This window comes from Mesorhizobium sp. C416B (assembly GCF_030323165.1).
Classification (GTDB): domain Bacteria; phylum Pseudomonadota; class Alphaproteobacteria; order Rhizobiales; family Rhizobiaceae; genus Mesorhizobium.
Genome location: NZ_CP100471.1, coordinates 59,314 through 82,104, shown reverse-complemented (window position 1 = coordinate 82,104; position 22,791 = coordinate 59,314). Strand labels below are relative to the sequence as shown.

Annotated in this window: 32 protein-coding genes; 1 reads left to right on the top strand and 31 read right to left on the bottom strand. The window is 62.1% G+C overall.

Annotated elements, in window-relative coordinates:
* The first annotated feature begins 306 nt into the window (after positions 1 to 306).
* Positions 307 to 504: a DUF2735 domain-containing protein gene (locus tag NLY43_RS00470; protein ID WP_023706518.1), complete on the top strand. Its 198-nt coding sequence runs from the start codon at positions 307 to 309 to the stop codon at positions 502 to 504.
* Positions 505 to 598: 94 nt separating this feature from the next.
* On the opposite strand, the gene NLY43_RS00465 is transcribed toward NLY43_RS00470, so the two are convergent.
* The 31 genes from NLY43_RS00465 to rplB all read right to left on the bottom strand — a co-directional run bounded on the left by NLY43_RS00465 (position 599) and on the right by rplB (position 22,773).
* Entirely contained in the window at positions 599 to 2,485 is a 1,887-nt protein-coding gene (locus tag NLY43_RS00465) for an MFS transporter (RefSeq protein ID WP_023710553.1), read from the bottom strand.
* Between the two features lie 178 nt (positions 2,486 to 2,663).
* Entirely contained in the window at positions 2,664 to 3,455 is a 792-nt protein-coding gene (locus NLY43_RS00460) for an ATP12 family chaperone protein (protein ID WP_023691254.1), read from the bottom strand.
* Positions 3,456 to 3,466: 11 nt separating this feature from the next.
* Positions 3,467 to 4,324, bottom strand: coding sequence for a DMT family transporter (locus tag NLY43_RS00455; protein WP_081727411.1), 858 nt, complete (start codon positions 4,322 to 4,324; stop codon positions 3,467 to 3,469).
* 62 nt (positions 4,325 to 4,386) lie between these two features.
* Positions 4,387 to 5,367 carry an RluA family pseudouridine synthase gene (locus NLY43_RS00450; protein ID WP_023691252.1) on the bottom strand — a complete coding sequence of 327 codons (981 nt, stop codon included), beginning with the start codon at positions 5,365 to 5,367 and terminating at the stop codon, positions 4,387 to 4,389.
* A 133-nt stretch (positions 5,368 to 5,500) separates the two neighbouring features.
* A complete protein-coding gene (gene crcB / locus NLY43_RS00445) occupies positions 5,501 to 5,875 on the bottom strand; it encodes a fluoride efflux transporter CrcB (protein WP_023698806.1) in 375 nt (124 codons plus the stop codon).
* A 53-nt stretch (positions 5,876 to 5,928) separates the two neighbouring features.
* Positions 5,929 to 6,759: an aspartyl/asparaginyl beta-hydroxylase domain-containing protein gene (locus NLY43_RS00440; RefSeq protein ID WP_023682594.1), complete on the bottom strand. Its 831-nt coding sequence runs from the start codon at positions 6,757 to 6,759 to the stop codon at positions 5,929 to 5,931.
* Between the two features lie 182 nt (positions 6,760 to 6,941).
* The gene (locus NLY43_RS00435) at positions 6,942 to 8,270 is read right to left on the bottom strand and encodes a replication-associated recombination protein A (protein ID WP_023710554.1); all 1,329 of its coding nucleotides are present in this window, start codon (positions 8,268 to 8,270) and stop codon (positions 6,942 to 6,944) included.
* 103 nt (positions 8,271 to 8,373) lie between these two features.
* Positions 8,374 to 9,867: a DegQ family serine endoprotease gene (locus tag NLY43_RS00430; protein WP_023710555.1), complete on the bottom strand. Its 1,494-nt coding sequence runs from the start codon at positions 9,865 to 9,867 to the stop codon at positions 8,374 to 8,376.
* Between the two features lie 198 nt (positions 9,868 to 10,065).
* Entirely contained in the window at positions 10,066 to 10,497 is a 432-nt protein-coding gene (rplQ, locus tag NLY43_RS00425; RefSeq protein ID WP_023710556.1) for a 50S ribosomal protein L17, read from the bottom strand.
* A 101-nt stretch (positions 10,498 to 10,598) separates the two neighbouring features.
* Positions 10,599 to 11,609 carry a DNA-directed RNA polymerase subunit alpha gene (locus tag NLY43_RS00420; protein WP_023682599.1) on the bottom strand — a complete coding sequence of 337 codons (1,011 nt, stop codon included), beginning with the start codon at positions 11,607 to 11,609 and terminating at the stop codon, positions 10,599 to 10,601.
* 102 nt (positions 11,610 to 11,711) lie between these two features.
* Positions 11,712 to 12,101 carry a 30S ribosomal protein S11 gene (rpsK, locus tag NLY43_RS00415; protein ID WP_006205444.1) on the bottom strand — a complete coding sequence of 130 codons (390 nt, stop codon included), beginning with the start codon at positions 12,099 to 12,101 and terminating at the stop codon, positions 11,712 to 11,714.
* A gap of 126 nt (positions 12,102 to 12,227) precedes the next feature.
* On the bottom strand, positions 12,228 to 12,596 hold the full coding sequence (rpsM, locus tag NLY43_RS00410; protein WP_006205445.1) for a 30S ribosomal protein S13: 369 nt from the start codon (positions 12,594 to 12,596) through the stop codon (positions 12,228 to 12,230).
* Positions 12,597 to 12,807: 211 nt separating this feature from the next.
* Positions 12,808 to 13,416: an adenylate kinase gene (locus tag NLY43_RS00405; protein WP_023701778.1), complete on the bottom strand. Its 609-nt coding sequence runs from the start codon at positions 13,414 to 13,416 to the stop codon at positions 12,808 to 12,810.
* Positions 13,413 to 14,753, bottom strand: coding sequence for a preprotein translocase subunit SecY (secY, locus tag NLY43_RS00400; RefSeq protein ID WP_023672761.1), 1,341 nt, complete (start codon positions 14,751 to 14,753; stop codon positions 13,413 to 13,415). Before secY ends, NLY43_RS00405 begins: the two co-directional genes overlap by 4 nt.
* A 257-nt stretch (positions 14,754 to 15,010) precedes the next feature.
* A complete protein-coding gene (gene rplO / locus NLY43_RS00395; RefSeq protein WP_023672760.1) occupies positions 15,011 to 15,481 on the bottom strand; it encodes a 50S ribosomal protein L15 in 471 nt (156 codons plus the stop codon).
* Positions 15,482 to 15,503: 22 nt separating this feature from the next.
* On the bottom strand, positions 15,504 to 15,701 hold the full coding sequence (gene rpmD, locus NLY43_RS00390) for a 50S ribosomal protein L30 (RefSeq protein WP_006205449.1): 198 nt from the start codon (positions 15,699 to 15,701) through the stop codon (positions 15,504 to 15,506).
* A gap of 24 nt (positions 15,702 to 15,725) precedes the next feature.
* Positions 15,726 to 16,289 (bottom strand): 30S ribosomal protein S5, encoded by a 564-nt coding sequence (gene rpsE, locus NLY43_RS00385; RefSeq protein ID WP_006333394.1) that lies wholly within the window; start codon positions 16,287 to 16,289, stop codon positions 15,726 to 15,728.
* Between the two features lie 154 nt (positions 16,290 to 16,443).
* Positions 16,444 to 16,803, bottom strand: a complete 360-nt coding sequence (gene rplR, locus NLY43_RS00380) for a 50S ribosomal protein L18 (RefSeq protein WP_023682602.1) — start codon at positions 16,801 to 16,803, stop codon at positions 16,444 to 16,446.
* Positions 16,804 to 16,943: 140 nt separating this feature from the next.
* On the bottom strand, positions 16,944 to 17,477 hold the full coding sequence (gene rplF / locus NLY43_RS00375; protein ID WP_023682603.1) for a 50S ribosomal protein L6: 534 nt from the start codon (positions 17,475 to 17,477) through the stop codon (positions 16,944 to 16,946).
* A gap of 41 nt (positions 17,478 to 17,518) precedes the next feature.
* The gene (rpsH, locus tag NLY43_RS00370) at positions 17,519 to 17,917 is read right to left on the bottom strand and encodes a 30S ribosomal protein S8 (RefSeq protein ID WP_006205453.1); all 399 of its coding nucleotides are present in this window, start codon (positions 17,915 to 17,917) and stop codon (positions 17,519 to 17,521) included.
* 12 nt (positions 17,918 to 17,929) lie between these two features.
* A complete protein-coding gene (gene rpsN / locus NLY43_RS00365) occupies positions 17,930 to 18,235 on the bottom strand; it encodes a 30S ribosomal protein S14 (protein ID WP_010909282.1) in 306 nt (101 codons plus the stop codon).
* 27 nt (positions 18,236 to 18,262) lie between these two features.
* Positions 18,263 to 18,862, bottom strand: coding sequence for a 50S ribosomal protein L5 (gene rplE, locus NLY43_RS00360; protein ID WP_023672755.1), 600 nt, complete (start codon positions 18,860 to 18,862; stop codon positions 18,263 to 18,265).
* Positions 18,855 to 19,169: a 50S ribosomal protein L24 gene (gene rplX, locus NLY43_RS00355; protein WP_013531428.1), complete on the bottom strand. Its 315-nt coding sequence runs from the start codon at positions 19,167 to 19,169 to the stop codon at positions 18,855 to 18,857. Before rplX ends, rplE begins: the two co-directional genes overlap by 8 nt.
* Positions 19,170 to 19,181: 12 nt before the next feature.
* Complete coding sequence (gene rplN, locus NLY43_RS00350; RefSeq protein ID WP_006205457.1) at positions 19,182 to 19,550, bottom strand: 50S ribosomal protein L14; 369 nt, start codon at positions 19,548 to 19,550, stop codon at positions 19,182 to 19,184.
* Positions 19,551 to 19,622: 72 nt separating this feature from the next.
* Positions 19,623 to 19,862, bottom strand: coding sequence for a 30S ribosomal protein S17 (gene rpsQ, locus NLY43_RS00345; RefSeq protein ID WP_010909280.1), 240 nt, complete (start codon positions 19,860 to 19,862; stop codon positions 19,623 to 19,625).
* Positions 19,863 to 19,873: 11 nt separating this feature from the next.
* On the bottom strand, positions 19,874 to 20,074 hold the full coding sequence (gene rpmC, locus NLY43_RS00340; RefSeq protein WP_006205459.1) for a 50S ribosomal protein L29: 201 nt from the start codon (positions 20,072 to 20,074) through the stop codon (positions 19,874 to 19,876).
* A 13-nt stretch (positions 20,075 to 20,087) separates the two neighbouring features.
* Positions 20,088 to 20,501, bottom strand: coding sequence for a 50S ribosomal protein L16 (gene rplP / locus NLY43_RS00335; RefSeq protein WP_023710557.1), 414 nt, complete (start codon positions 20,499 to 20,501; stop codon positions 20,088 to 20,090).
* 26 nt (positions 20,502 to 20,527) lie between these two features.
* Positions 20,528 to 21,253, bottom strand: coding sequence for a 30S ribosomal protein S3 (gene rpsC / locus NLY43_RS00330; RefSeq protein WP_023672753.1), 726 nt, complete (start codon positions 21,251 to 21,253; stop codon positions 20,528 to 20,530).
* Positions 21,253 to 21,642, bottom strand: coding sequence for a 50S ribosomal protein L22 (rplV, locus tag NLY43_RS00325; RefSeq protein WP_006205462.1), 390 nt, complete (start codon positions 21,640 to 21,642; stop codon positions 21,253 to 21,255). Before rplV ends, rpsC begins: the two co-directional genes overlap by 1 nt.
* A 2-nt stretch (positions 21,643 to 21,644) precedes the next feature.
* On the bottom strand, positions 21,645 to 21,923 hold the full coding sequence (rpsS, locus tag NLY43_RS00320; protein WP_006205463.1) for a 30S ribosomal protein S19: 279 nt from the start codon (positions 21,921 to 21,923) through the stop codon (positions 21,645 to 21,647).
* 16 nt (positions 21,924 to 21,939) lie between these two features.
* Complete coding sequence (gene rplB, locus NLY43_RS00315) at positions 21,940 to 22,773, bottom strand: 50S ribosomal protein L2 (RefSeq protein WP_023706515.1); 834 nt, start codon at positions 22,771 to 22,773, stop codon at positions 21,940 to 21,942.
* Positions 22,774 to 22,791: the final 18 nt, after the last annotated feature.

Sequence of the window (22,791 nt, the reverse complement as noted above, 5' to 3'; positions counted from 1 at the left end):
CTCGTTGCTTGATCACCGAACCTGGATGACGCCGGCGCGCCGAGCCATCCAGCAGCCCAGCTGCCGGTCGATAAAATGCAAATCGTGTGCCACTTCAGTTGGTCAGGGTGCGGCAAAAATGCCCTTTCATCCCGCCGGTGATGGCAAGCCGCCTAAGCAATGCGCCCGGATCAATCAAAGGCAGAATTTGCTTAAATAACAGGCAAATGCCGATCTTTCTTTAGGCATCTTGCCTAAAAGGATTGCAGGACCTACCTTGATGGAAAGATGAATCGAAGAGCCTCTCCAGAAGAAAGGAGACCGACCATGGAAATCACCTCAGCCCGTCCGTCGGCCAAAATCCTGATGTTCCCGGTGGCAGCGCGTGCGGGTGCCTCAAATTTAGGCGTAAAGGCCAAGTTTGCGGCAGAGCTTGCTTCGCTGCGCGATCACCCGCTTGCCCATGGCGGGGCCTGGTATCATGAGGCCGCCATTGCGGAGGCCGAACAGCCTCGCAAGAGCTAGGCGTCTTCCGCGCTGATAGATCGAACAGGCCCACAAATCAAAAACCCGGCGCGATCGCTCGCGCCGGGTTTTTTGTTTGATACAGAGCCGTCGGCTACTGCTTGGTATGCAGGTCGGTGCCGAGCGTATCCCTGACGAAGATCATGCCGATGATCAGCGTCACCGCCGCGATCACCACCGGATACCAAAGGCCGTAATAGATATCGCCCTTGTAGGCGCTGAACGCGAACACGATCGCGGGCAGCAGGCCGCCGAACCAGCCATTGCCGATGTGATAGGGCAGTGACATGCCGCTGTAGCGGATGCGTGTCGGGAACATCTCGACCAGGATCGCCGCGATCGGCCCGTAGACCATGGTCACGTAGAGGACCAGGATGAACAGGATGCCGATGACCTTTGCCCAGTTGACCTGTGCGGGGTCGGCAAACATCGCGAACGCGCCCGCTGCCGGAACGCTGTACACGGTCACCTCGGTGGCGCCCGCGGCCTCATCCTTGGTCAGCACCTTGTCCTTGATGGCCTGTTCGGCCGGGACCGCGGTCTTTTCGCCGGCGCGGATGGCTGCCGCATCGAGCTTCAGTTCAGGATTGGCCGCGACAAAGGCGTCGAGCTTCTGGTCGGCAACCTTGGCGGCAGCGCGCTTCAACGGGTAACCGCCACCCTGAAGCGCGAGGTTGATACCCTTCTTGAAGGCAGCGTCGCTTGCAGCCTTCTTGTCGCCCGCGGCCTTGGCATCATAAGACGCCACAGTTTCGCTGCCGATCATGACACTCGCCGGGGTCCCCGCCGCCGCGGTAGAGACGATGTCGTAAGGCACCGAGTTCTTGGCAAGGAAGTCGGTCGCGATATCGCACGAACTGACCGGTACGCGCGTGCCGGTCGGGTTGAACTGGAAGTTGCAGTCTCCCGGAGCCGCCGTCACCGTGGCGCGCGTGTTCTGCTGTGCGGTGGCGAGCGCCGGATTGGCGGCCCAGGTCAACGCCTTGAACAGCGGGAAGGTGGTGACGACTGCCAGCGCAAGGCCGGCCATGATGATCGGCTTGCGGCCGATCTTGTCGGACAGCCAGCCGAAGAAGACGAAGAAGCCCGTGCCGAGTGCCAGCGCAATGGCGATCATGATGTTGACCGACTGCGCGTCGACCTTGAGCACATTGGCCAGGAAGAACAGTGCATAGAACTGGCCATTGTACCATACCACGGCCTGACCGGCGGTGAGGCCGAACAGCGCCAGGATGGCGATCTTGGCGTTTTTCCACTGGCCGAAGGCTTCCGACAGCGGCGCCTTGGAACTCTTGCCCTCTTCCTTCATGCGCAGGAAGGTCGGCGATTCCGAAAGCGACAGCCGGATCCAGACCGAAATGCCGAGCAGGATAGCCGAGACCAGGAACGGAATGCGCCATCCCCAGGCGTTGAAGGCGTCCTTGCTTACGGAATTCTGCACCAGCAGGATGACAATCAGCGACAGGAAAAGGCCGAGCGTCGCCGTCGTCTGGATCCATGAGGTGTAGAAGCCGCGACGGTCGTCCGGCGCATGTTCCGCGACATAGGTCGCGGCGCCGCCGTACTCGCCGCCAAGCGCCAGGCCCTGCAGCATGCGCAGCGCGATCAACAGGATCGGCGCCAGAATGCCCAGTGTCTCTGAACCCGGAAGCAGGCCGACAAGGAAAGTCGACAGACCCATGATCATGATGGTGACAAGGAATGTGTATTTGCGGCCGACGAGATCGCCGATGCGGCCGAACACCAGCGCGCCGAACGGGCGCACGATGAAGCCGGCAGCGAAGACCAGCAGCGTGAAGATGTAGCGGGTGCTTTCGGGAAACGAGTTGAAGAAGGTCAAGCCGATCGCGCCGGCCAACGCTCCGTAGAGATAGAAATCATACCATTCGAAAACCGCGCCCAGCGAGGAGGCGAAGATGACCTTCTTCTCCTCTCGTGTCATGCCGCGGCTGGCTCCGCCGGCGGTCGATGCCAATGCCATTGAACTGTCCTCCCGTGAATCGTCTGCCTTCGACGCTGGGCGTCATCGTCGGCGTTCCCTCTGAACGCGACTCAAACCAGCCATCAGCGTAAAAAATGACAGAAAGCGACCGCCGGAGGCAGACAGACCTTGGGTTTATGACTTTGGTATTAGGTGCAGTGCGGCAAAAGGCCGAGGATCAGGTCTTCAGCGCATCGAGCAGGCCGACGGCCGCCATCATGTCGCGCTTGCGGGCCGAGCGGCGTGCGACAGCCTCGGCATCCTGGCCCCAATGCTCGATCTGCCAGTCCTCGTCGACATGGCCGGCGGCCCAAGCCGCGTCGCCATCGAGCGCGCCGTAATCGACCGCCAGCGCCAGCAGCGCCGACCCGGTCAGCGAAGTCATGACATGGATTGCGGCCAGCCGCAGCGGCTCGGCACGCTGGGCAAGATGGGCGCCGAGCACTGCGATGCTCTCGCGCGGCTGTTCGACATGGATAATGCCCTCGGCGAGGTTGAACCGAGCCCCTAATGTCACCCTCGCCCAGTCGATCACCGGATCCCAATGCTGGTTCTGCCGCTCGACCAGCCCCTGCGGCGCGTCGGCGCGGTAGCAGGTCAGATCGGACGAGGCAAAGCGCAAGACGTCCTCCAGCACCGCCTGCGGGTCGCTGGCGACGCCGTCGATGGCGGTGTTGACCAGACGCAACACCGGCATCGTGACCGGGTCGATGGTCTCGCCCTGTGCAGCGAACTCATTGGCGACCAGGGCGGCGGCCTTCTCGGTCGGCAGCGCCAGCAGCGCCTTGCCCGGCGTGCGCACCGGCTTGCCGTCGAGATGGACGGCAAAACCGTCTTCCACAGCTGCGACCGACACGTCCTTGTAGAAGCGCTTCGGCAGGTGCGTCTTCATCTGGATCTGCGCGCGGCGCACCGGATCCGGATCGGACAGATGCTTTCCCGCTTCGAGGTCGTTGAGGATGTCACGCATGGTCGAACTTTCTATCCAGGTACCTGCTTGCGCGCCGGCCGGTTGACGATGATCAGGCCGACTGCGATCAGCCCAAGCGCCACAAAGATCCTGGTCGTTGGCGCCTCGCCAAGAATGATAGCGCCGCAGAGGACGCCGAACACCGGCGACAGGAAGGCGAAGCTCGACAGGCCCGATGCCGGATAGCGCCTGAGCAGCCAGAACCACAGCACATAGGTGAAGGCAACTATATAGAGCGACTGGAACAGCAGCGCCAATGTCGGCAAGGCACTGACCGCGCGGATCGGCGGGCCGGCGAAAGGCAGAACCAGGACACCGACAATGGCCGCACCGGCCAGCTGATAAAGCAGCAATTTCTCGGCACTGGTCTCGACCAGTTTCGAACGCTTGATGACGATGCTGGTCGCCGCCCACAGGATGCCCGAGCCGAGGCTGAGCAGATCGCCCATCAAGGTCACGTCGGTGCCGCCGGCAATCCCGTCGGAAAACACCGCCACAAGGCCACAGAAGGCAAGCACGAGCCCGCCAAGCTTGCGCGCGTTGATACGCTCACCGAGCAGGAAATGGCCGCCGATCAGGACCCAGAACGGCATGGTGTTGACCAGCAGTGTGTTGCGGGCAACGGTCGTGTATTCCAGCCCGATATAGAGGCACAGGAACTCGACGCCGAACAGCACGCCGACGATGATGCCGGCGACAAGCGACCCGTCGGCCTTAAACAGCCTGATGCCGCGCAGCCAGCACCAGCCGAGCACACAGAGCCCGCCGATGATCGAACGTGCGATCGAGACGAAAACCGGATCGAAGCCGGCATAGGAGATCTTGGCGGCGACGTAGTTCAGCCCCCAGGAAAAGGTCAACCCGACCATGATGGAAGCAGCCGCCAGATCGACCGCATCGCGGCGATCCAATGCCGAGGCGACGGCCAATGTCAGTCCTCCGCGCTGGCGTCGTCGAAGCCGATCAGGTTCCAGCTCTGGCGCATATGCGGCGGCATCGGCGCGGTGACGTCGATGACGCCCTTGTCCGGGTGCGGAATGACGATGCGGCGCGCATGCAGATGCAGGCGGTTCTGAATGCCGCCCGGAAAGTCCCAGTTGGTGTCGGCCTCGAAATATTTGGGGTCGCCAAGGATCGGGCAGCCGATATAGGCGGCATGAACGCGCAGCTGGTGGGTGCGGCCAGTGTACGGCTCCATTTCCAGCCAGGTCATCGTCTGGGCCGCCTGCTCGATGATGCGATAGTAGGACACGGCGTGGTCGGCGCCCTTTTCGCCATGGGCTGCCACGCGCACGCGGTCGCCGTCCTCGGTCGGCTCCTTGATCAGCCAGGTCGAGATCTTGTCCTCACGCTTGGGCGGGACGCCCTTGACCAGCGCCCAATAGGTCTTCTTGGTCTCGCGCGCCCGGAATGACTCGGAAAGCTTCATCGCCGCAAGCCTGGTGCGGGCAACCACCAGCACGCCCGACGTGTCGCGGTCGAGCCGGTGCACCAGGCGCGGCTTCTCGCCCTTCTGGCTGCGCCAGGCCTCCAGCATGTCGTCGACATTGCGGGTGACGCCCGAGCCGCCTTGCACCGCCAGGCCCGCCGGCTTGTTGAAGACGAAGACTTTTGGATCTTCGTGGATCAGCATCTTGGCCAGCACATCGGCGTCGCCCTGGTTGCGGATCGAGTAACCCGTAAGCGCACTCTCGCCCTTCTTGTCGACCTCGAGCGGCGGCACACGCACCACCTGGCCGGGCTCGACACGGCTGTCGGCCTTGACCCGGCTGCCATCGACGCGGATCTGGCCCGAGCGCAGCAACTTCTGCAGATGGCCAAAGCCGAGGCCGGGGAAATGGGTCTTGAACCAGCGATCGAGCCGCATGCCCGCCTCGCCGGCCTCCACCGTGATCTGTTCTACGCCTGCCATGATTTTCGCTTTATCCGTTTCTAACGCGTGACCCCGAAAATCTACTCCGGCCTTCGGAAAGGATCATGCGCAAGATCAAAGTTTCTGCAGCGCGTCCAAAGGATGCGGCGTGCTCCAGGTCGGGGCAATAACACTATGAAACGGTTCTTGCGAGCCAAAGTCCCAGAAACAGGGCAATAATGGCGCCAACGACGCTGGCCAGCGCATATCCCAACGCCGGCAGCGTCGCTCCGCGCTCCCATAGGGTCGCGAAATCGAGCGAAAAGGCGGAGAAGGTGGTGAAGCCGCCAAGGACGCCGGTGGCGACGAACAGCCGGAGCTCATTGGAACCGCCGCGCCGCATCAGCGCGGCGACGAACAGCCCCATGGCAAAGGAGCCGACGATGTTGATCGCCATCGTCCCCCAGGGGTAGTTGGGGCCGACGAGGCGCAAGGCGCCGATGTTGGTCAGGTGGCGGATGCCGGCGCCGATGCCGCCGCCGACCACAACAAGAAGCAGATTGAACATGCCCGTTTACTGCCCGGCCAAGGCAGTGCGGTCAATCCCTTCAGGCCAACGCCTCAGGTCGTCTCGACCTTCTTTGCCTTGCTCGAGCCGATCATCTTCCAGTTCTTGTAGAACATGGAATTGATGCGCTCGACGGTTACCGAAACGATGGCCAGAAGTCCGGCGATGAAGCCGGGGAACGGCGACGGGCGGATGATGTCCATGAACACGCAGTAGCGGCGTCCGTCATACTCGTTGACCGAGCGGTGCAGCAGCGTGTCGTCGAAAATATAGAGCGGGTTGTCGTGCCAGTAATTCCTCGCGCCGTTGCATTCGACGAAAACCTCTGCCTTCACCGGCAAGAGATTGTAGAGGATGCGCAGGCTGAGCCGCAGCGGTCCGAAATGCCAGGAAGTCGATTCCTTGCCTCTGAAGACAGACACGGCAATGGTCTTGATGTATTTGAAATCCTTGTTGAATTCCGCGACATTGTCGATCCGGTGCTTGCCGTACCACTGATAGACATACATGCCGCGACGACCGGTGCCGAAATTGGCGTCGATATCGGCGATGATCTCGTCCTTGCGCGCCTTGAAGACGTCAAGAACCTCGTTGACCTCGCGCTGATAATCGGCAGGAAACTGCTCCAGCTTCCACACACCCGGGTTGCGGTAGCAAACGAGGTCCACCAGCAGATTGAAGGGCGACAGCAGCCAGGTGAAGATGCCATTGCCGAGGAAATAGCCGCGCAACAGCGACAGATCCTTGCTGGCGTTGCGCAGCACATCGATCAGGCCGCAGACGATCCAGATCGTGGTCAGGATCGGAATGAAATAGAAGCCGAGCGCGAGCAGCGGGACAGCAATCACAGCCTGGCGAAGCGTTTTGCGAAGGGATTTTGTCATTTCTGTTCGCGCGGCGCGCTGTCCCCGTTCCGAATTATCGCCCGTCCTGGCAGCCTCCCGGCCGAGTCATGCGACGTGATAGGGCTTTTTGTCATGCGGTACAATCACACTGCTGTGACTGGCGGGGACAGAATTTCAGTTCATCGCGGGCAGGCCGAGTTCGTCCCGTTTGTCCCGCGCGCCTATTTTTCCCGCTCGCTGCGCAGCTTTGCCCAATAGTCCAGCCGTTTCTTGATATCGCGCTCGAAGCCGCGTTCGGGCGGATCGTAAAAGGTCTGCCGGCCCATCTTTTCGGGGAAATAGTCCTGGCCGGAAAAGGCATCGGGCTGGTCGTGATCGTAGCGGTAGCCGGCGCCGTAATCCTCCTCTTTCATCAGCTTGGTCGGCGCGTTGAGGATGTGCTTGGGCGGCAGCAGCGAACCGAACTCCTTCGCCGCCCGCGTGGCTGCCTTGAAGGCGGTATAGACGGCGTTGGATTTGGGCGCGGTGGCGAGATAGACGGTGGCCTCGGCGAAGGCCAGTTCGCCTTCGGGCGAGCCGAGGTAGTCGTATGCGTCCTTGGCGGCGTTGGCCACGACCAGCGCCTGCGGGTCGGCGAGCCCGATATCCTCCATCGCCATGCGCACCAGCCGGCGGCCGAGATAGAGCGGATCCTCGCCGGCGTCGAACATGCGGGCGAGATAGTAGAGCGCCGCGTCGGGATCGGACCCGCGCACCGATTTGTGCAGCGCCGAGATCAGATTGTAGTGGCCGTCCTGGCCCTTGTCGTAAATCGGCGCGCGGCGCTGGACGATGCGCTGCAACCCTTCGGGATCAAAAACCTCGCCGGGTTTGGCGGCGCGCCAGACTTCCTCGGCCAGCGTCAGCGAGGCCCGGCCGTCACCATCGCTCATGCGGATGAGCATCGCCCGCGCCTCTTCGTCGAGCGGCAGCGCCCTGCCCTCTGTCTCCTCCGCGCGCGTCATCAGCTTGGCGATGCTCTCCTCGCCCAGCGAGTGAAACACCAGTACCCGCGCGCGCGACAGAAGCGCCGCGTTCAGCTCGAACGATGGATTTTCGGTCGTGGCGCCAACCAGCACGACGGTGCCGTCCTCCATGACCGGGAGAAACGAATCCTGCTGGGCGCGGTTGAAGCGATGGATCTCGTCAACGAACAGCAGCGTCTGGCGGCCATTCGTGCGGCGCAGCTTCGCTGCTTCGAACACTTTCTTCAGGTCCGCGACGCCGGAAAACACCGCCGATATCTGCTCGAACGCAAGACTGGTCTCACCGGCCAACAGCCGTGCAACGGTTGTTTTGCCGGTTCCCGGCGGTCCCCAGAAAATCATCGAGCCGAGCGAACCCGAGTTGATCAGCCGCGTCAGCGCGCCGTCCGGCCCGGTCAAATGCTCCTGGCCGACGACCTCGCCAAGGTTTTTCGGGCGCAGCCGATCGGCGAGCGGCCGAAGACCTTTGGTGGGATCCCCGGGCGGCGCTCTTTCCGGTTCATCGACGCTGAACAGATCGGCCATGCAAGTCTTTTGGTTGGACGACGTTTCCGCTCTTTCGGAGCGTGATCTTATCCGAAAACCGGTTTCCACTTTTCGGGATCATGCTCAAGATGGGAAGATCGCCTCAGTAACGCAACACCTGGCGCAGTATCTGCCCGCCGCGCTCGACGGTAAAACGCCACCAGCGTGTATCCTGCTGGGCTAGCTGCGCCAGTGTCGCCGCCGTATCGACCGTCGTGCCGTTCACCTCGCGCACGATGTCGCCCGGCTGGAAGCCGAAATCGGCGGCCGGCGAATCGCGGTTGATGTCGACCACGGTGACCCCCTTGAGGTCGGTGCGCAGGCCGAGCCGCTGGGCGAGCCTGGGCGACAGTTCCGCGACCTTGGCGCCGGAGAACGGGCTGCGGCCATGCAGGGTCACTTCCGACGCCTTGGCGCCTCCCGGCGCGCGCTCCAGTGCAATCTCCATCGTCGCCTGCTGGCCCTTGCTCAGGATGGCGAAGGTCGCCTTGGTGCCGATCGACAGGGTCGCCATGCGGTAATCCAGCGCCTCGATGCCTTCGACCGTCGTGCCATTGAGCTGCAGCACGACATCGCCGGGCTTCAGCCCTGCTTTGGCCGCCGGTCCGGCTTCCTCAACCGACGACACCAGCGCGCCGGTCGGCTTCTCCATGCCGAGCGATTCGGCGATCTGCGGTGTGACCGCTTCGAATTCGGCGCCTATATAGGGCCGCTCGAAGAAATCGAGCCCGGCCTTGGCCGCGTCGGCGAAGGCGCGCACCATGTTGGCGGGGATGGCAAAGCCGATGCCGATCGAGCCGCCGCTGCGGCTGTAGATGGCGGTGTTGATGCCGACCAGCTGGCCGCCCATGTTGATCAGCGCGCCGCCGGAATTGCCGGGATTGATGGCGGCGTCGGTCTGGATGAAGTAGCCCGAATCCGAAACGCCGATATGGCTGCGGGCAAGCGCCGACACGATGCCGCTGGTGGTGGTCTGGCCGACGCCGAACGGATTGCCGATGGCCAGCACCAGGTCGCCGACCTCGAGCGCGTCGGAATCGCCGATGGCGATCACCGGAAAGGGCTTGTCGGAGTTGATCTTGAGCACGGCGAGGTCAAGCGTCTCGTCCTTGAGCATGACCTTCGAGGTGAATTCGCGCCCGTCGGCGGTCGCGACCTTGACCTCGTCGGCATCCTTGATCACGTGGAAATTGGTGACGACGACGCCGCTTGGATCGACCAGCACGCCCGAGCCGAGCGAGGATTGCGCGCGCGGCTGCGCGCGGCCGAAGAATTCCTCGAAGAAAGGATCGCCGTCGAAGGGCGACGTGACCTTGGCCGTCTGCGAAGCATAGACATTGACCACCGCCGGCGCCGTCTGCTTGACCAGGGGCGCAAACGACAGCTGTACCTCTTCGCGGCCGAACGGCACGCGCTTGTCGGGACCGGAGGTGCCGTTCTCGCCTTCGACGCCATGCAGGAGGTCGGTCAGCACATCGGAGAGCCCCGGATCGGCTGGCTTGGCGGCGTCCTCGGCCAGAGCCTGCCTGACTGTCGGCGCGGCTGCGAACGCCATCATGGCGAAGAGCAGAACAAGAGACAGTCGGTTGGCGCGCATTCGCGAATCCTCCAAGGCAAGTTCGGGGGCATTGTCCCGACGATTGTGCAGAATGAAAGGCTAATGCACTGAAATGCGGCGATTGTCGTGCAAAAGCACTTGGCCGGCAGGCAAAAAAGCCTGGCGAAGCATGCCCTCGCGACAATACAAAAAAGGGGCCCGAAGGGCCCCTTGAAGTCATTCCTGAAAAACCGAGCCTTATGCGGCAGCGGCTTCCTCGTCGGTGCCTTCGGCCTCGATGCGGGCGCGGTCGCCGGCGCCCTTGGCGTCGGTGTCGCGGTCGACGAACTCGATGACCGCCATGGCGGCATTGTCGCCGTGGCGGAAGCCCGCCTTCATGATGCGCAGATAGCCGCCGTTGCGGTCGGCGTAGCGCGGCGCAATCGTGTCGAACAAACGCTTGACGACGCCTTCATTGCCGATCTGGGCAATGACCTGGCGGCGCGCATGCAAGTCGCCGCGCTTGCCGAGCGTCACCAGCTTCTCGACGATCGGACGCAAATCCTTCGCCTTCGGCAGGGTGGTGACGATCTGCTCATGCTCGAGCAGCGACACGGCGAGGTTGGCGAACATCGACTTGCGATGGCTAATGCTTCGGGCGAAGCGGCGGCCTTTAAAACCGTGGCGCATGGCTCTTTTCCTTCAGTTGTTCAAGAGGCCACGGCCTCTGATGGTTTTCCGCATGACCGTCGGATCGAGCGGCCCACGCCGCCGATCCTTGGACTTCATGCTCAATATTGGTCTTCGTAACGCTTGGCGAGGTCTTCGATGTTTTCCGGCGGCCAGTCCGGCACTTCCATGCCGAGGTGCAGGCCCATCGCCGCGAGCACTTCTTTGATCTCGTTCAGCGACTTGCGGCCGAAGTTCGGGGTGCGCAGCATCTCGGCTTCGGTCTTCTGGATGAGATCGCCGATGTAGACGATGTTGTCGTTCTTCAGGCAGTTGGCCGAACGCACCGAAAGCTCGAGCTCGTCCACTTTCTTGAGCAGCGCCGGGTTGAAGGCGAGCTCGGTGACGGCCTCGGTGGCGACTTCCTTCTGCGGCTCGTCGAAATTGACGAACAGGCCAAGCTGGTCCTGCAGGATGCGGGCAGCGAATGCCACCGCGTCCTCGCCCGAGATCGAACCGTCGGTCTCGATGGTCATGGTCAGCTTGTCATAGTCGAGAACCTGGCCCTCGCGGGTGTTCTCGACCTTGTAGGAGACCTTCTTGACCGGCGAATACAGGCTGTCGACCGGGATCAGGCCGATCGGCGCGTCTTCGGCGCGGTTGCGGTCTGCCGGCACGTAACCCTTGCCGGTGTCGACTGTGAATTCCATACGGATTTCAGCGCCCTCGTCCAGCGTGCAGATGACGTGGTCGGGGTTGAGGATCTCGACGTCGCCAACCGTCTGGATGTCGCCAGCCAGAACCGCACCCGGGCCCTGCTTGCGAACGACCATGCGCTTGGGACCATCGCCTTCCATGCGGATGGCGATTTCCTTGATGTTGAGGACGATGTCGGTCACGTCCTCACGCACGCCGGCAATCGACGAGAATTCATGCAGAACGCCGTCGATCTGCACGGCGGTGACAGCCGCACCGCGCAGCGAAGACAAAAGCACGCGGCGCAGCGCGTTGCCGAGCGTCAGGCCGAAGCCACGCTCGAGCGGCTCGGCGACCAGCGTGGTCAGCGTCTTCTTCTTCGACGAGAACTCGATCTTGTTCGGCTTGATCAGTTCCTGCCAATTTTTCTGGATCATGATGCTTTCCTTCCGTTGACCCGCCACCATCCAATCGTGGCGGGCGACCTGGAGTGCCGTGGAGGAGCGCCTTGAGGCGCTCACGCGGCGTTCGGTAATGTCTTAGACGCGGCGCTTCTTGCGCGGGCGGCAGCCATTGTGCGGGATCGGCGTCACATCACGGATCGAGGTGATGGTGAAGCCGGCCGCCTGCAGGGCGCGAAGCGCCGATTCACGACCGGAGCCGGGTCCGCAGACCTCGACTTCGAGCATGCGCATGCCGTGTTCCTGGGCCTTCTTGGCGACGTCTTCGGCAGCCATCTGGGCGGCGAACGGGGTCGACTTGCGCGAACCCTTGAAGCCCTGGGCACCGGCCGACGACCAGGCAATGGAATTGCCCTGCGCGTCGGTGATGGTGATCATCGTGTTGTTGAAGGTCGAATTGACGTGGGCAACGCCCGACGAGATGTTCTTGCGTTCGCGACGGCGAACACGAGCGGCTTCCTTGGCCATGATAGTCCTTTCAGTTGATCTCTACACCGCCGTAATGCCAGCGGCTCCACCTTTGAAAGCGAGTCGTGAGCAGGGACTAGCGAATAGGGGACCGCTACTCGCTAATGGCTACTCGCTATCGCTCACCTACTTCTTCTTGCCGGCGATCGACTTGGCCGGGCCCTTGCGGGTGCGTGCATTGGTGTGCGTGCGCTGACCGCGAACCGGCAGCGAACGGCGGTGACGCAGGCCGCGGTAGCAGCCGAGGTCCATGAGACGCTTGATGTTCATCGACACTTCGCGGCGCAGGTCGCCTTCGACCTGGTAGTCGCGGTCGATGGTCTCGCGGATCTGCAGCACTTCCGCGTCGGTCAGTTGGTTGACGCGGCGCTCGGCCGGGATGCCGACCTTGTCGACGATCTCCTGGGCGAACTTCTTGCCAATGCCGTGAATGTACTGAAGCGCAATGACGACGCGCTTGTTGGTCGGAATGTTGACGCCGGCTATACGAGCCATATTCTTCTCTTCTCCATGTGGGACCGGCCGGCCTTCAAAACAAGGCATGCGCGGCGCTGTTCAAATTACCCCGCGTCCGGTGGAGGCCGGCCCTTGCGGGAGTTCCCTAGTTTCAATGCGGCTGCCTTGCCCTTGCGGACAAGCAAGCCTCATGCCTGATAGGAAGACGGGCCGCCATAACCCAGCGAACCGTTCCAGTCAAGCGCAATCTTTACTTTACCGTAACGGTCTCCCGCGTCACCGCCGCGAGCAGCGCTTCAATCTCCGCCGTCACGGTGTCGACAGGAGCCATGCCGTCGACACTCCTAAGCGAGCGTTTAGCGTAATAATAGCCGATCAGCGGCGCCGTCTTCTTGTAATATTCCCGCAGGCGCTCTTCGAATACCACCGGATTGTCGTCCTTGCGCACCGGCTGTCCGGCGGCCTTGGCGTCGTCGGCGCGCTTGACGATGCGGCCGACCAACGCTTTGTCGTCGACGACGAACTCGATCACGGCATCGAGGCCAATGCCGCGCTCGGCGAGCATCGATTCAACCGCATCAGCCTGCACCAGCGTGCGCGGATATCCGTCGAGGATGAAACCGTTGGTGCAATCGGGCTGGTCGATGCGCTCGGCCACGATCGCGTTGACAATGGCGTCGGAAACCAGCTCGCCGGCATCCATCACCGCCTTGGCGCGCTTGCCGACTTCAGTGCCGGCCTGTACGGCGGCCCGCAGCATGTCGCCCGTCGACAGCTGCGGTATGCCGTATTTTTCTACCAGTCTTTGTGCTTGCGTCCCCTTGCCCGCTCCTGGCGGCCCAAGCAATATCAATCTCATCTGGCCTTCTTCCCCCCGCGCAGCTTCGACTTCTTGATCAGGCCCTCATACTGGTGCGCGATCAGGTGACCCTGGATCTGCGCCACCGTATCGAGGGTTACACTGACCACGATCAGAAGCGATGTGCCACCGAGGTAGAATGGTACGCCAGTCGCCGAAATCAGGAACTCGGGCAGCAGGCACACCAGCACCAGATAGATGGCGCCGACGACGGTGATGCGCGTCAGGACATAGTCGATGTAATCGGCAGTGCGCTCACCCGGACGGTAGCCCGGAATGAAGCCGGAATGCTTCTTGAGCTGGTCGGCGGTGTCCTTCGGATTGAACACGATGGCCGTGTAGAAGAAGGCGAAGAACACGATCATTGCCGCATAGAACAGCATGTAGAGCGGCTGGCCGTGGCCGAGCGAAGCGAGCACGGTGCTTGCCCAGGCCGGCAGGTTTGTCGTCTGCGAGAAGCCGGCGACCGTTGCCGGCAGCAAAAGCAGCGACGACGCGAAGATCGGCGGAATGACGCCCGACGTGTTGAGCTTCAGCGGCAGATGCGAGGTATCGCCCTGGAACATGCGGTTGCCGACCTGGCGCTTCGGATACTGGATCAGCAGGCGGCGCTGCGCGCGCTCGAAGAACACGATCAGCGCGATGACGATGATGGCCAGCACGATGATCGCGAGTATCAGCCCGGTCGATAGGGCGCCGGTGCGGCCGAGCTCCAGCGTGCCGGAGATGGCGCGCGGCAGGCCGGCGACGATGCCGGAAAAGATGATCAGCGAAATGCCGTTGCCGATGCCGCGGGCGGTGATCTGCTCGCCCAGCCACATCAGGAACATGGTGCCGCCAACCAGCGTGACGACGGTCGAGATGCGGAAGAACATGCCGGGATCGTTGACGATGCCGTTGCCGCCTTCCAGGCCCACTGAAATGCCGTAGGCCTGCACCAGCGCCAAGAGCACCGTGCCGTAGCGCGTGTACTGGTTGATGACCTTGCGGCCCTGCTCGCCTTCCTTTTTCAGCGCTTCCAGCGACGGAATGACCGAGGTCATCAGCTGCATGATGATGGAGGCTGAGATGTAAGGCATGATGCCGAGCGCGAAGATCGCCATGCGCTGCACGGCGCCGCCGGCGAACATATTGAACATGCCGAGCACGCCCTTGGCCTGCGAAGAGAAGGCCTGCGCGAATGCATCCGGATTGATGCCGGGCAGCGGGATATAGGTGCCGAGGCGATAGACGAGCAGCGCGCCGACGGTGAACCAGATTCGCTTCTTCAGGTCCTCCGCCTTGGCGAAAGCCGCAAAGTTCAGATTCGAGGCTAGTTGTTCAGCAGCCGAAGCCATGCCTGATTCTCCGCTAGAGCATGATGCCGAAAAGTGTGAAGCGGTTTTCGGACAACGTCATGCGCTACTTCTTTGATTTGTATGTCACGCTCGATGCCCGCAGCTCAGGCGGCGCGTGGCACCGAAGCTCACGAGATAAGCTCCGGGCTCTAAACATGCAAGCGGCCGCGTTGACGCGGCCGCCTAATTGATTGGATCAAAGCGCAATCATGAACAAAAACGGATACCGTTCCTGCCGACCGCGCTTCAAATTGCCGTTACTCCGCTGCCGCTTCCGGCAGCTTGACCGAACCGCCGGCCTTTTCGATCTTCTCGATCGCGGCCTTGGAGGCGCCGGCGACGTCGAAGGCAAGCTTTGCCTTGAGCTCGCCGTCCGAGAGGATGCGCACGCCGTCCTTGACGCGGCGGATGACGCCGGCGGCAACGAGTGCCTCGGCCGTCACGGTCGCCTTGGCGTCGAGCTTCTTGGCATCGAGCGCCGTCTGGATACGAGCCAGCGACACGACGACAAAGCTCTTGGCGAAGATGTTGTTGAAGCCACGCTTCGGCAGGCGCCGATAGAGCGGCATCTGGCCGCCCTCGAAGCCGTTGATGGCAACGCCGGAGCGCGCCTTCTGGCCCTTGACGCCGCGACCGCCGGTCTTGCCGGAGCCGGAGCCGATGCCACGGCCGAGACGCTTCTTGGAGTGCGTCGCGCCGTCCTTGTCACGCAGATCGTTGAGTTTCATCTGGGTTCTCCTGCGCTTTTGCTCAGCCCTCGTCCACGACGCGGACGAGATGCTGGACGGCAGCGATCATGCCGCGCACCGAGGGAGTGTCCTCCAGCGTGCGCTGCTTGTGCATCTTGTTGAGGCCGAGGCCGACCAGCGTTGCGCGCTGTTCCTTCGGGCGGCGGATCGGCGAACCGATCTGCTCAACGGTGATGGTCTTGGTTGCTTTCTTGGCCATGGTCAAAATCCCTGGTCAGATCGACTATTCTTCAGCCGCAACGGCGGTGCCGCGGCGGGCCTGAAGGGTCGAATACTTGATGCCGCGCGCAGCAGCCACATCCTTGGGATGCATCTGGCTCTTCAGCGCGTCGAATGTGGCCCGAACCATGTTGTAGGGGTTCGACGAACCCATCGACTTGGCGACCACGTCATGCATGCCGAGCGTCTCGAAGACAGCGCGCATCGGGCCGCCGGCGATGATGCCGGTACCCTGCTTGGCAGCGCGCAGCAGCACGCGTCCGGCGCCCCAGCGTCCTTCGACGTCGTGGTGCAGCGTGCGGCCCGAGCGCAGCGGCACGAAAATCATGTCGCGCTTGGCCGACTCGGTTGCCTTGCGGATCGCTTCCGGCACTTCGCGCGCCTTGCCGTGACCGAAGCCGACGCGGCCCTTCTGGTCGCCGACGACGACGAGTGCTGCAAAACCGAAGCGACGGCCGCCCTTGACGACCTTGGCGACGCGGTTGATGTGGACGAGCTTGTCCACCATGCCGTCATCGCGTTCTTCACGATCGCGGCCGCGGCCGCCATCCCTACGTTCCTGTGCCATATCCTGTTCCTTGTTCTTTTCCGGAAGCACGGTTGCTGATAAGATCCGGTGCGCCTCTTTGGGTCACCGGGGGCGAATTATTTTTCCTTGCATGATCTTGTCCGAAAAGTCTGCAACTTTTTGCTGCGCTGACCTTCGGTTCGGGATCAGGCAATTAGAAGCTCAGACCGCCTTCACGGGCAGCCTCGGCCAGCGCCTTGACGCGGCCGTGATAGATATAGGCGCCGCGGTCGAAGACGACTTCCTTGACGCCGGCCTTCGAAGCACGCTCGGCGATCAGCTTGCCAACAGCGGCTGCTGCCTCGGTGTCGGCGCCGGTCTTGAGCGAACCCTTGAGGTCCTTCTCGAGTGTCGACGCAGCCGCGATGGTATGGCCCTTGGCGTCGTCGATGACCTGCACGTAGATGTTCTTCGACGTGCGGTGAACCGAGAGACGCGGACGTTCGCCGGCGACCTTCTTGATCTGGCGGCGGACGCGCTGCGCGCGGCGCTGGATGGATTCCTTGGTAGCCATGATAATCTTCCTTGCCTTCAAAAAACGGGGGCCGCCATGTGCGGTAGGCGAAAGCGCCTCCCGCGACCGCTCCCCGCGGCGTTGCACTTCTTTGGCTTGGCCTTTTCCGAAAAGTCTGCAACTTTTCGGGGCCAGGCCTACTACTTCTTCTTGCCTTCCTTGCGGACGATCTTCTCGCCGGCATAGCGGACACCCTTGCCCTTGTAGGGCTCGGGACCGCGATACTCGCGGATCTCGGCTGCAACCTGGCCGACCTGCTGCTTGTCGATGCCGGTCACGGTGATTTCCGTCGGCTTTGGCACAGTGATCGTGATGCCGGCCGGCGTCTCGTAAACGACGTCGTGGCTGAAGCCAAGCGCCAGCTGCAGGTTCTTGCCCTGAAGTGCCGCGCGATAGCCGACGCCGGTGATCTCGAGCTTCTTCTCGAAACCGTCCTTGACGCCCTGCAGGATGTTGACGATCTGCGTGCGCGACATGCCCCACTTGGAGCGGGCGGTCTTGGTCTGGTCGCGCGGCTGGACAGCGATTTCGCTGCCTTCCATCTTGACCAGCACTTCGTCGTTCACCACGAACTTCAGCTCGCCCTTGGGGCCCTTCGCCGTCACGGTCTGGCCGTTGACGGTCGCGGTCACGCCCTGCGGCAGCGAAACGGGTTTCTTTCCAATACGAGACATTTGGTTGTCCTCGTCACTTCTCTTGTTTCAGGTCTGCCGAATTAGAAAATCTGGCAGAGGATTTCGCCGCCGACATTCTGTTCGCGTGCTTCGTGATCGGCCATCACGCCCTTCGGCGTCGAAAGGATGGCGATGCCGAGGCCGTTGGCGACGTGCGGGATCGACTTGGCCGAAACGTAAACGCGGCGGCCAGGCTTCGAGACGCGGGCGATTTCGCGCACGACCGGAGCACCGTCGAAATACTTCAGCTCGATTTCGATTTCGGACTTGCCGTTGTCGAAGTCGGTCTGGCTGTAGTCGCGGATATAGCCTTCAGCCTTCAGCACGTCGAGGACGCGGGTACGCAGGCGCGACGCCGGCGTCGAAACGCTCGACTTCTTACGGCCATACGCGTTGCGGATGCGGGTCAGCATATCGCCGAGAGGATCGCTCAATGACATGTTATGTCCTCCTTACCAGCTCGACTTGACCAGGCCCGGGATCTGGCCGTTATTGCCGAGATCACGAAGCGCGATGCGCGATACTTTGAGCTTGCGATAATAGGCGCGCGGACGGCCGGTAACTTCGCAGCGGTTGCGGATGCGGATCTTGGCCGAGTTGCGCGGCAGGGCAGCAAGCTTCAGCTGAGCGCGGAAACGCTCTTCCATCGGCTTGGACTGGTCCATGATGATCGCCTTGAGCGCTGCGCGCTTGGGACCGTACTGGTCGGCAAGCTTGCGGCGCCTGTTGTTCTTCTCGACTGAGCTGGTCTTTGCCATTTCAGATTTTTCCTTTTCTCGCTGCCGTTACTGGCGGAAGGGGAAGTTGAAGGCCTTGAGCAATGCCCTGGCTTCGTCGTCCGTCTTCGCAGTCGTACAAACGATGACGTCCATGCCCCAGATCTGATCAACCTTGTCGTAGTTGATCTCCGGGAACACGATGTGTTCCTTGATGCCCATGGCGTAGTTGCCACGGCCATCGAAGCTCTTCGGATTCAGTCCGCGAAAGTCGCGGACGCGCGGCAGTGCGATGTTCACGAGACGGTCGAGGAACTCGTACATGCGTTCCTTGCGCAGCGTGACCTTGGCGCCGATCGGCATCTTCTCGCGGACCTTGAAGCCGGCGATCGAATTACGGGCGCGGGTGACGACGGCCTTCTGGCCGGCGATCATCGCCAGGTCTTCGGCCGCGATCGAAGGCTTCTTCGAATCCGCGGTCGCTTCGCCGACGCCCATGTTCAGCACGATCTTGTCGATGCGCGGAACCTGCATCTCGTTCTCGTAGCCGAACTGCTCCTGCAGCGCCTTGCGGATGGTCTCGTTGTAGACCTGCTTGAGGCGCGGCGTGTTCTGGGCCTTGGACTGTTTGCTTTCAGCCTTGGGCTTCGTGGTTTGAGCCTTAGCCATTGATGACTTCTCCCGAGCGCTTGGCGACGCGCACCTTCTTGCCGTCCTTCTGGAAGATGAAGCCGACGCGGGTCGGCTTGCCATCCTTGGGGTCGGCGAGCGCGATGTTCGACAGCTGGATCGGCGCTTCCTTGGTGATGATCCCGCCCTCTTGGGACTGGGACTGCTTCTGGTGACGACGGATCATGTTGACGCCGCGCACCAGCGCGGTGTCTTCCTTCGGCTGAACCGAGAGGACTTCGCCCGAACGGCCCTTGTCCTTGCCGGCCAGCACGACGACCTTGTCGCCTTTTCTAATCTTTTGCATTGGTCCGGCTCCTTACAGCACTTCAGGCGCGAGCGAGATGATCTTCATGTGGTTCTTGGCGCGGAGTTCGCGCGGAACCGGTCCGAAGATACGCGTGCCGATCGGCTCTTTCTTGTTGTCGACGAGAACGGCCGCGTTCTTGTCGAAACGGATCACGCTGCCGTCCGGGCGGCGGATGTCCTTGGCCGTGCGAACCACGACCGCCTTCATCACATCGCCCTTCTTAACGCGGCCGCGCGGAATGGCTTCCTTGATCGACACCACGATGATGTCGCCTACGGAAGCGTATTTCCGCTTCGAGCCGCCCAGCACCTTGATGCACATGACACGACGGGCGCCTGAATTATCCGCGACGTCGAGGTTTGTTTGCATCTGAATCATGACTGGCCGCCTTCTTCTCTTCTAATGGGACGGGCTCAAAGCCCCTCCCCGGTCTGTCCAAAATTCGGTTTGTTACGCCTGGTCCGAAGACACGACGATCCAGCGCTTATCCTTGGAAATCGGCTTCGATTCCTGGATGAACACCTGATCGCCGACCTTGTGGGCGTTGTTCTCGTCGTGCGCCTTGTACTTCTTGGTCATGCGCACGGTCTTCTTCATCACGGGATGCGTGAAGCGCCGTTCGACCTTGACGACTACCGTCTTCTCGTTCTTGTCGCTGACGACAGTGCCCTGCAGAATGCGCTTTGGCATGATTTTCGTCCTTAAGCCTTCTTGGCCGCGGACTTTTCCGCAGCGATGGTCTTGATACGCGCAATGTCCTTGCGAACCTGCCGCACGCGCGCGGTCTTCTCGAGCTGGCCGGTGGCCTTCTGGAAGCGCAGGTTGAACTGCTCCTTCTTCAGGCTGGCCAGATCGTCGGTCAGCTGGTCCTGGGTCTTGGTCCGGATGTCTTCGGCTTTCATGATCAGCCCGTCCTTATTCTGCGATGCGCTGTACGAAGCGCGTCCTGACCGAGAGCTTGGCCGCGCCGAGACGCAGCGCCTCACGGGCGGTTTCTTCGTTGACGCCGTCGATCTCGAACATGATGCGGCCCGGCTTGACGCGCGCCGCCCAGTAATCGACAGCGCCCTTGCCCTTGCCCATGCGCACTTCGGTCGGCTTCGACGTCACCGGCACGTCAGGGAAAACACGGATCCACACGCGGCCGGCACGCTTCATCTCACGAGTGATCGCGCGGCGGGCCGCCTCGATCTCACGCGCGGTGACGCGGTTCGGCTCAAGCGCCTTCAGCCCGAAACCACCGAAATCCAGGTTGGTGCCGCCCTTTGCGGTACCATGGATACGGCCCTTGAACTGCTTGCGGAACTTTGTGCGCTTTGGCTGCAGCATCGTTCTAACTCCAAATTCCTAAATAATCAGGCGTTTTCGCGACGACGACCGCGTTCGCGATCACCACCACCGCCATGCGCAGCATCACCCTCGGTCGCGCGACGCTCCGAAGCCATCGGATCGTGCTCGAGGATTTCGCCCTTAAACACCCAGACCTTGACGCCGCAGATGCCGTAAGCCGTGTGCGCTTCGGCCGTGCCATAGTCGACATCGGCGCGCAGCGTATGCAGCGGCACGCGGCCCTCGCGGTACCATTCCATGCGCGCAATCTCGGCGCCGCCGAGACGGCCGGCGCAGTTGATGCGGATGCCTTCGGCGCCAAGGCGCATGGCCGACTGAACGGCGCGCTTCATGGCGCGGCGGAACGCGATACGACGCTCGAGCTGCTGGGCGATCGACTGGGCGACCAGGGTTGCGTCGATTTCCGGCTTGCGCACTTCAACGATGTTCAAGTGCGTCTCGGACTTCGTCATCTCCATCAGCTTCTTGCGAAGCTTTTCGATGTCGGCGCCCTTCTTGCCGATGATCAGGCCCGGGCGCGCCGCATGGATGGTGACACGGCACTTCTTGTGCGGGCGCTCGATCACGACCTTGGAAATCGCAGCCTGCTTGAGTTCCTTTTCAAGATATTTGCGGATCTTGATGTCCTCATGCAGCAGCTTGCCGTACTCGCCGGTGTTCGCGAACCAGCGCGAATCCCAAGTGCGGTTGATGCCGAGGCGCAGACCGATCGGATTGACTTTCTGACCCATTATGCGGCCTCCCCTTTTTCTTCGACTTCACGAACGACGATCGTGAGGTGCGAGAACGGCTTTTCTATACGGCTGGCGCGACCGCGGCCACGAGCATGGAACCGCTTCATGACGATCGACTTGCCGACATAGGCTTCCGCCACGATCAGTGCATCGACGTCGAGGTCGTGGTTGTTTTCCGCGTTGGCGATCGCCGATTCCAGCGTCTTCTTGACCGTGCCGGAAATCCGCTTGGCCGAGAATTCGAGATCGGAAAGCGCTGTCGCGACCTTCTTGCCGCGGATCAGCGCGGCAACCAGGTTCAGCTTCTGCGGGCTGATACGGATCGTGCGCAGAACGGCGCGCGCTTCGTTGTCAGCAAGCCTGCGCGGAGCTTTGGCCTTGCCCATGATTATTTCCTCTTCGCCTTCTTATCCGCGCCGTGACCGTAATAGGTCCGGGTCGGAGCGAATTCACCGAACTTGTGACCGACCATGTCCTCGTTCACCGAGACGGGAACATGCTTCTGGCCGTTGTAGACACCGAAGGTGAAGCCGACGAACTGCGGCAGGATGGTGGAGCGACGGCTCCACATCTTGATCACCTCATTGCGACCACCTTCACGAACCTTGTCCACCTTCTTGAGAAGGTAGCCGTCGATGAAGGGGCCTTTCCAAATAGAACGAGTCACTTGGCGTTACCTCTTCTTAGCTCTTGCGCTGATGGCGCGAGCGCAGGATGAACTTGTCGGTCGCCTTGTTGGACCGCGTCTTCTTGCCCTTGGTCGGCTTTCCCCACGGGCTGACCGGATGACGGCCACCGGAGGTGCGGCCTTCACCACCGCCATGCGGATGGTCGACCGGGTTCATGGTCACGCCGCGATTGTGCGGGCGCTTGCCGCGCCAGACCGTGCGGCCGGCCTTGCCGTCGTTGATGTTGCCGTGGTCGGGGTTCGACACGGCGCCGACGGTGGCCATGCAGGAGCCGTGAACGACCCGCTGCTCGCCCGAGTTGAGGCGCAGGATCGCCATGCCCTGGTCGCGACCGACCAGCTGTCCGTAGCCACCTGCCGAGCGGGCAACCTGGGCGCCCTTGCCCGGCTTCAGCTCGATGTTATGGACGATCGTGCCGACCGGCATCGAGGCCAGCGGCATCGCATTGCCTGGCTTCACGTCGACCGATTCACCGGCCACGATCTTGTCGCCGGCGGCAAGGCGCTGCGGAGCGATGATGTAGGACAGCTCGCCATCGTCATACTTGATCAGCGCGATGAAGGCGGTGCGGTTCGGATCGTATTCAATGCGCTCGACCGTGCCGACGACGTCGAACTTGCGGCGCTTGAAGTCGATGATGCGGTACGAACGCTTATGACCGCCGCCGATGAAGCGGGCCGTGATGCGGCCGTGATTGTTGCGGCCGCCCGACTTGGTCAGGCCTTCGGTCAGTCCCTTGACGGGCTTGCCCTTGTAGAGGCCCGAGCGGTCGACGATGACCAACTGGCGGGTGCTCGGCGTTACCGGGTTGAATTTTTTAAGTGCCATGTTTGTTGTCCTCGCGGC

Bases quoted from the DNA above. Each gene is read 5' to 3' on its own strand.
- rpsK (WP_006205444.1), bottom strand. From the start codon at position 12,101: ATGGCCAAGGAAGCCGCTCGTGTTCGCCGTCGCGAACGCAAGAACATC.
- rplF (WP_023682603.1), bottom strand. From the start codon at position 17,477: ATGTCTCGTATTGGAAAGAAACCCGTTTCGCTGCCGCAGGGCGTGACC.
- rplV (WP_006205462.1), bottom strand. From the start codon at position 21,642: ATGGGCAAGGCCAAAGCTCCGCGCAGGCTTGCTGACAACGAAGCGCGC.
- NLY43_RS00460 (WP_023691254.1), bottom strand. From the start codon at position 3,455: ATGCGTGACATCCTCAACGACCTCGAAGCGGGAAAGCATCTGTCCGAT.
- rplE (WP_023672755.1), bottom strand. From the start codon at position 18,862: ATGGCTAAGGCTCAAACCACGAAGCCCAAGGCTGAAAGCAAACAGTCC.
- rplN (WP_006205457.1), bottom strand. From the start codon at position 19,550: ATGATTCAGATGCAAACAAACCTCGACGTCGCGGATAATTCAGGCGCC.
- rplB (WP_023706515.1), bottom strand. From the start codon at position 22,773: ATGGCACTTAAAAAATTCAACCCGGTAACGCCGAGCACCCGCCAGTTG.
- rpmC (WP_006205459.1), bottom strand. From the start codon at position 20,074: ATGAAAGCCGAAGACATCCGGACCAAGACCCAGGACCAGCTGACCGAC.
- NLY43_RS00455 (WP_081727411.1), bottom strand. From the start codon at position 4,324: ATGGTCGGGTTGACCTTTTCCTGGGGGCTGAACTACGTCGCCGCCAAG.
- rplX (WP_013531428.1), bottom strand. From the start codon at position 19,169: ATGCAAAAGATTAGAAAAGGCGACAAGGTCGTCGTGCTGGCCGGCAAG.
- rplP (WP_023710557.1), bottom strand. From the start codon at position 20,501: ATGCTGCAGCCAAAGCGCACAAAGTTCCGCAAGCAGTTCAAGGGCCGT.
- rpmD (WP_006205449.1), bottom strand. From the start codon at position 15,701: ATGGCCAAGAAAGCAACCAAGACCATCACCGTTGAGCAGATCGGTTCG.
- rplR (WP_023682602.1), bottom strand. From the start codon at position 16,803: ATGGCTACCAAGGAATCCATCCAGCGCCGCGCGCAGCGCGTCCGCCGC.
- NLY43_RS00420 (WP_023682599.1), bottom strand. From the start codon at position 11,609: ATGATCCAGAAAAATTGGCAGGAACTGATCAAGCCGAACAAGATCGAG.
- rpsN (WP_010909282.1), bottom strand. From the start codon at position 18,235: ATGGCAAAGACCAGCTCAGTCGAGAAGAACAACAGGCGCCGCAAGCTT.
- NLY43_RS00450 (WP_023691252.1), bottom strand. From the start codon at position 5,367: ATGGCAGGCGTAGAACAGATCACGGTGGAGGCCGGCGAGGCGGGCATG.
- NLY43_RS00465 (WP_023710553.1), bottom strand. From the start codon at position 2,485: ATGGCATTGGCATCGACCGCCGGCGGAGCCAGCCGCGGCATGACACGA.
- rpsQ (WP_010909280.1), bottom strand. From the start codon at position 19,862: ATGCCAAAGCGCATTCTGCAGGGCACTGTCGTCAGCGACAAGAACGAG.
- secY (WP_023672761.1), bottom strand. From the start codon at position 14,753: ATGGCTTCGGCTGCTGAACAACTAGCCTCGAATCTGAACTTTGCGGCT.
- NLY43_RS00440 (WP_023682594.1), bottom strand. From the start codon at position 6,759: ATGACAAAATCCCTTCGCAAAACGCTTCGCCAGGCTGTGATTGCTGTC.
- rpsM (WP_006205445.1), bottom strand. From the start codon at position 12,596: ATGGCTCGTATAGCCGGCGTCAACATTCCGACCAACAAGCGCGTCGTC.
- rpsC (WP_023672753.1), bottom strand. From the start codon at position 21,253: ATGGGTCAGAAAGTCAATCCGATCGGTCTGCGCCTCGGCATCAACCGC.
- rplO (WP_023672760.1), bottom strand. From the start codon at position 15,481: ATGAAACTCAACGATCTGCGTGACAAGGACGGCGCGACGCACTCCAAG.
- NLY43_RS00435 (WP_023710554.1), bottom strand. From the start codon at position 8,270: ATGGCCGATCTGTTCAGCGTCGATGAACCGGAAAGAGCGCCGCCCGGG.
- rplQ (WP_023710556.1), bottom strand. From the start codon at position 10,497: ATGCGCCACGGTTTTAAAGGCCGCCGCTTCGCCCGAAGCATTAGCCAT.
- rpsE (WP_006333394.1), bottom strand. From the start codon at position 16,289: ATGGCACAGGAACGTAGGGATGGCGGCCGCGGCCGCGATCGTGAAGAA.
- NLY43_RS00470 (WP_023706518.1), top strand. From the start codon at position 307: ATGGAAATCACCTCAGCCCGTCCGTCGGCCAAAATCCTGATGTTCCCG.
- NLY43_RS00405 (WP_023701778.1), bottom strand. From the start codon at position 13,416: ATGAGATTGATATTGCTTGGGCCGCCAGGAGCGGGCAAGGGGACGCAA.
- crcB (WP_023698806.1), bottom strand. From the start codon at position 5,875: ATGTTCAATCTGCTTCTTGTTGTGGTCGGCGGCGGCATCGGCGCCGGC.
- rpsH (WP_006205453.1), bottom strand. From the start codon at position 17,917: ATGTCATTGAGCGATCCTCTCGGCGATATGCTGACCCGCATCCGCAAC.
- NLY43_RS00430 (WP_023710555.1), bottom strand. From the start codon at position 9,867: ATGCGCGCCAACCGACTGTCTCTTGTTCTGCTCTTCGCCATGATGGCG.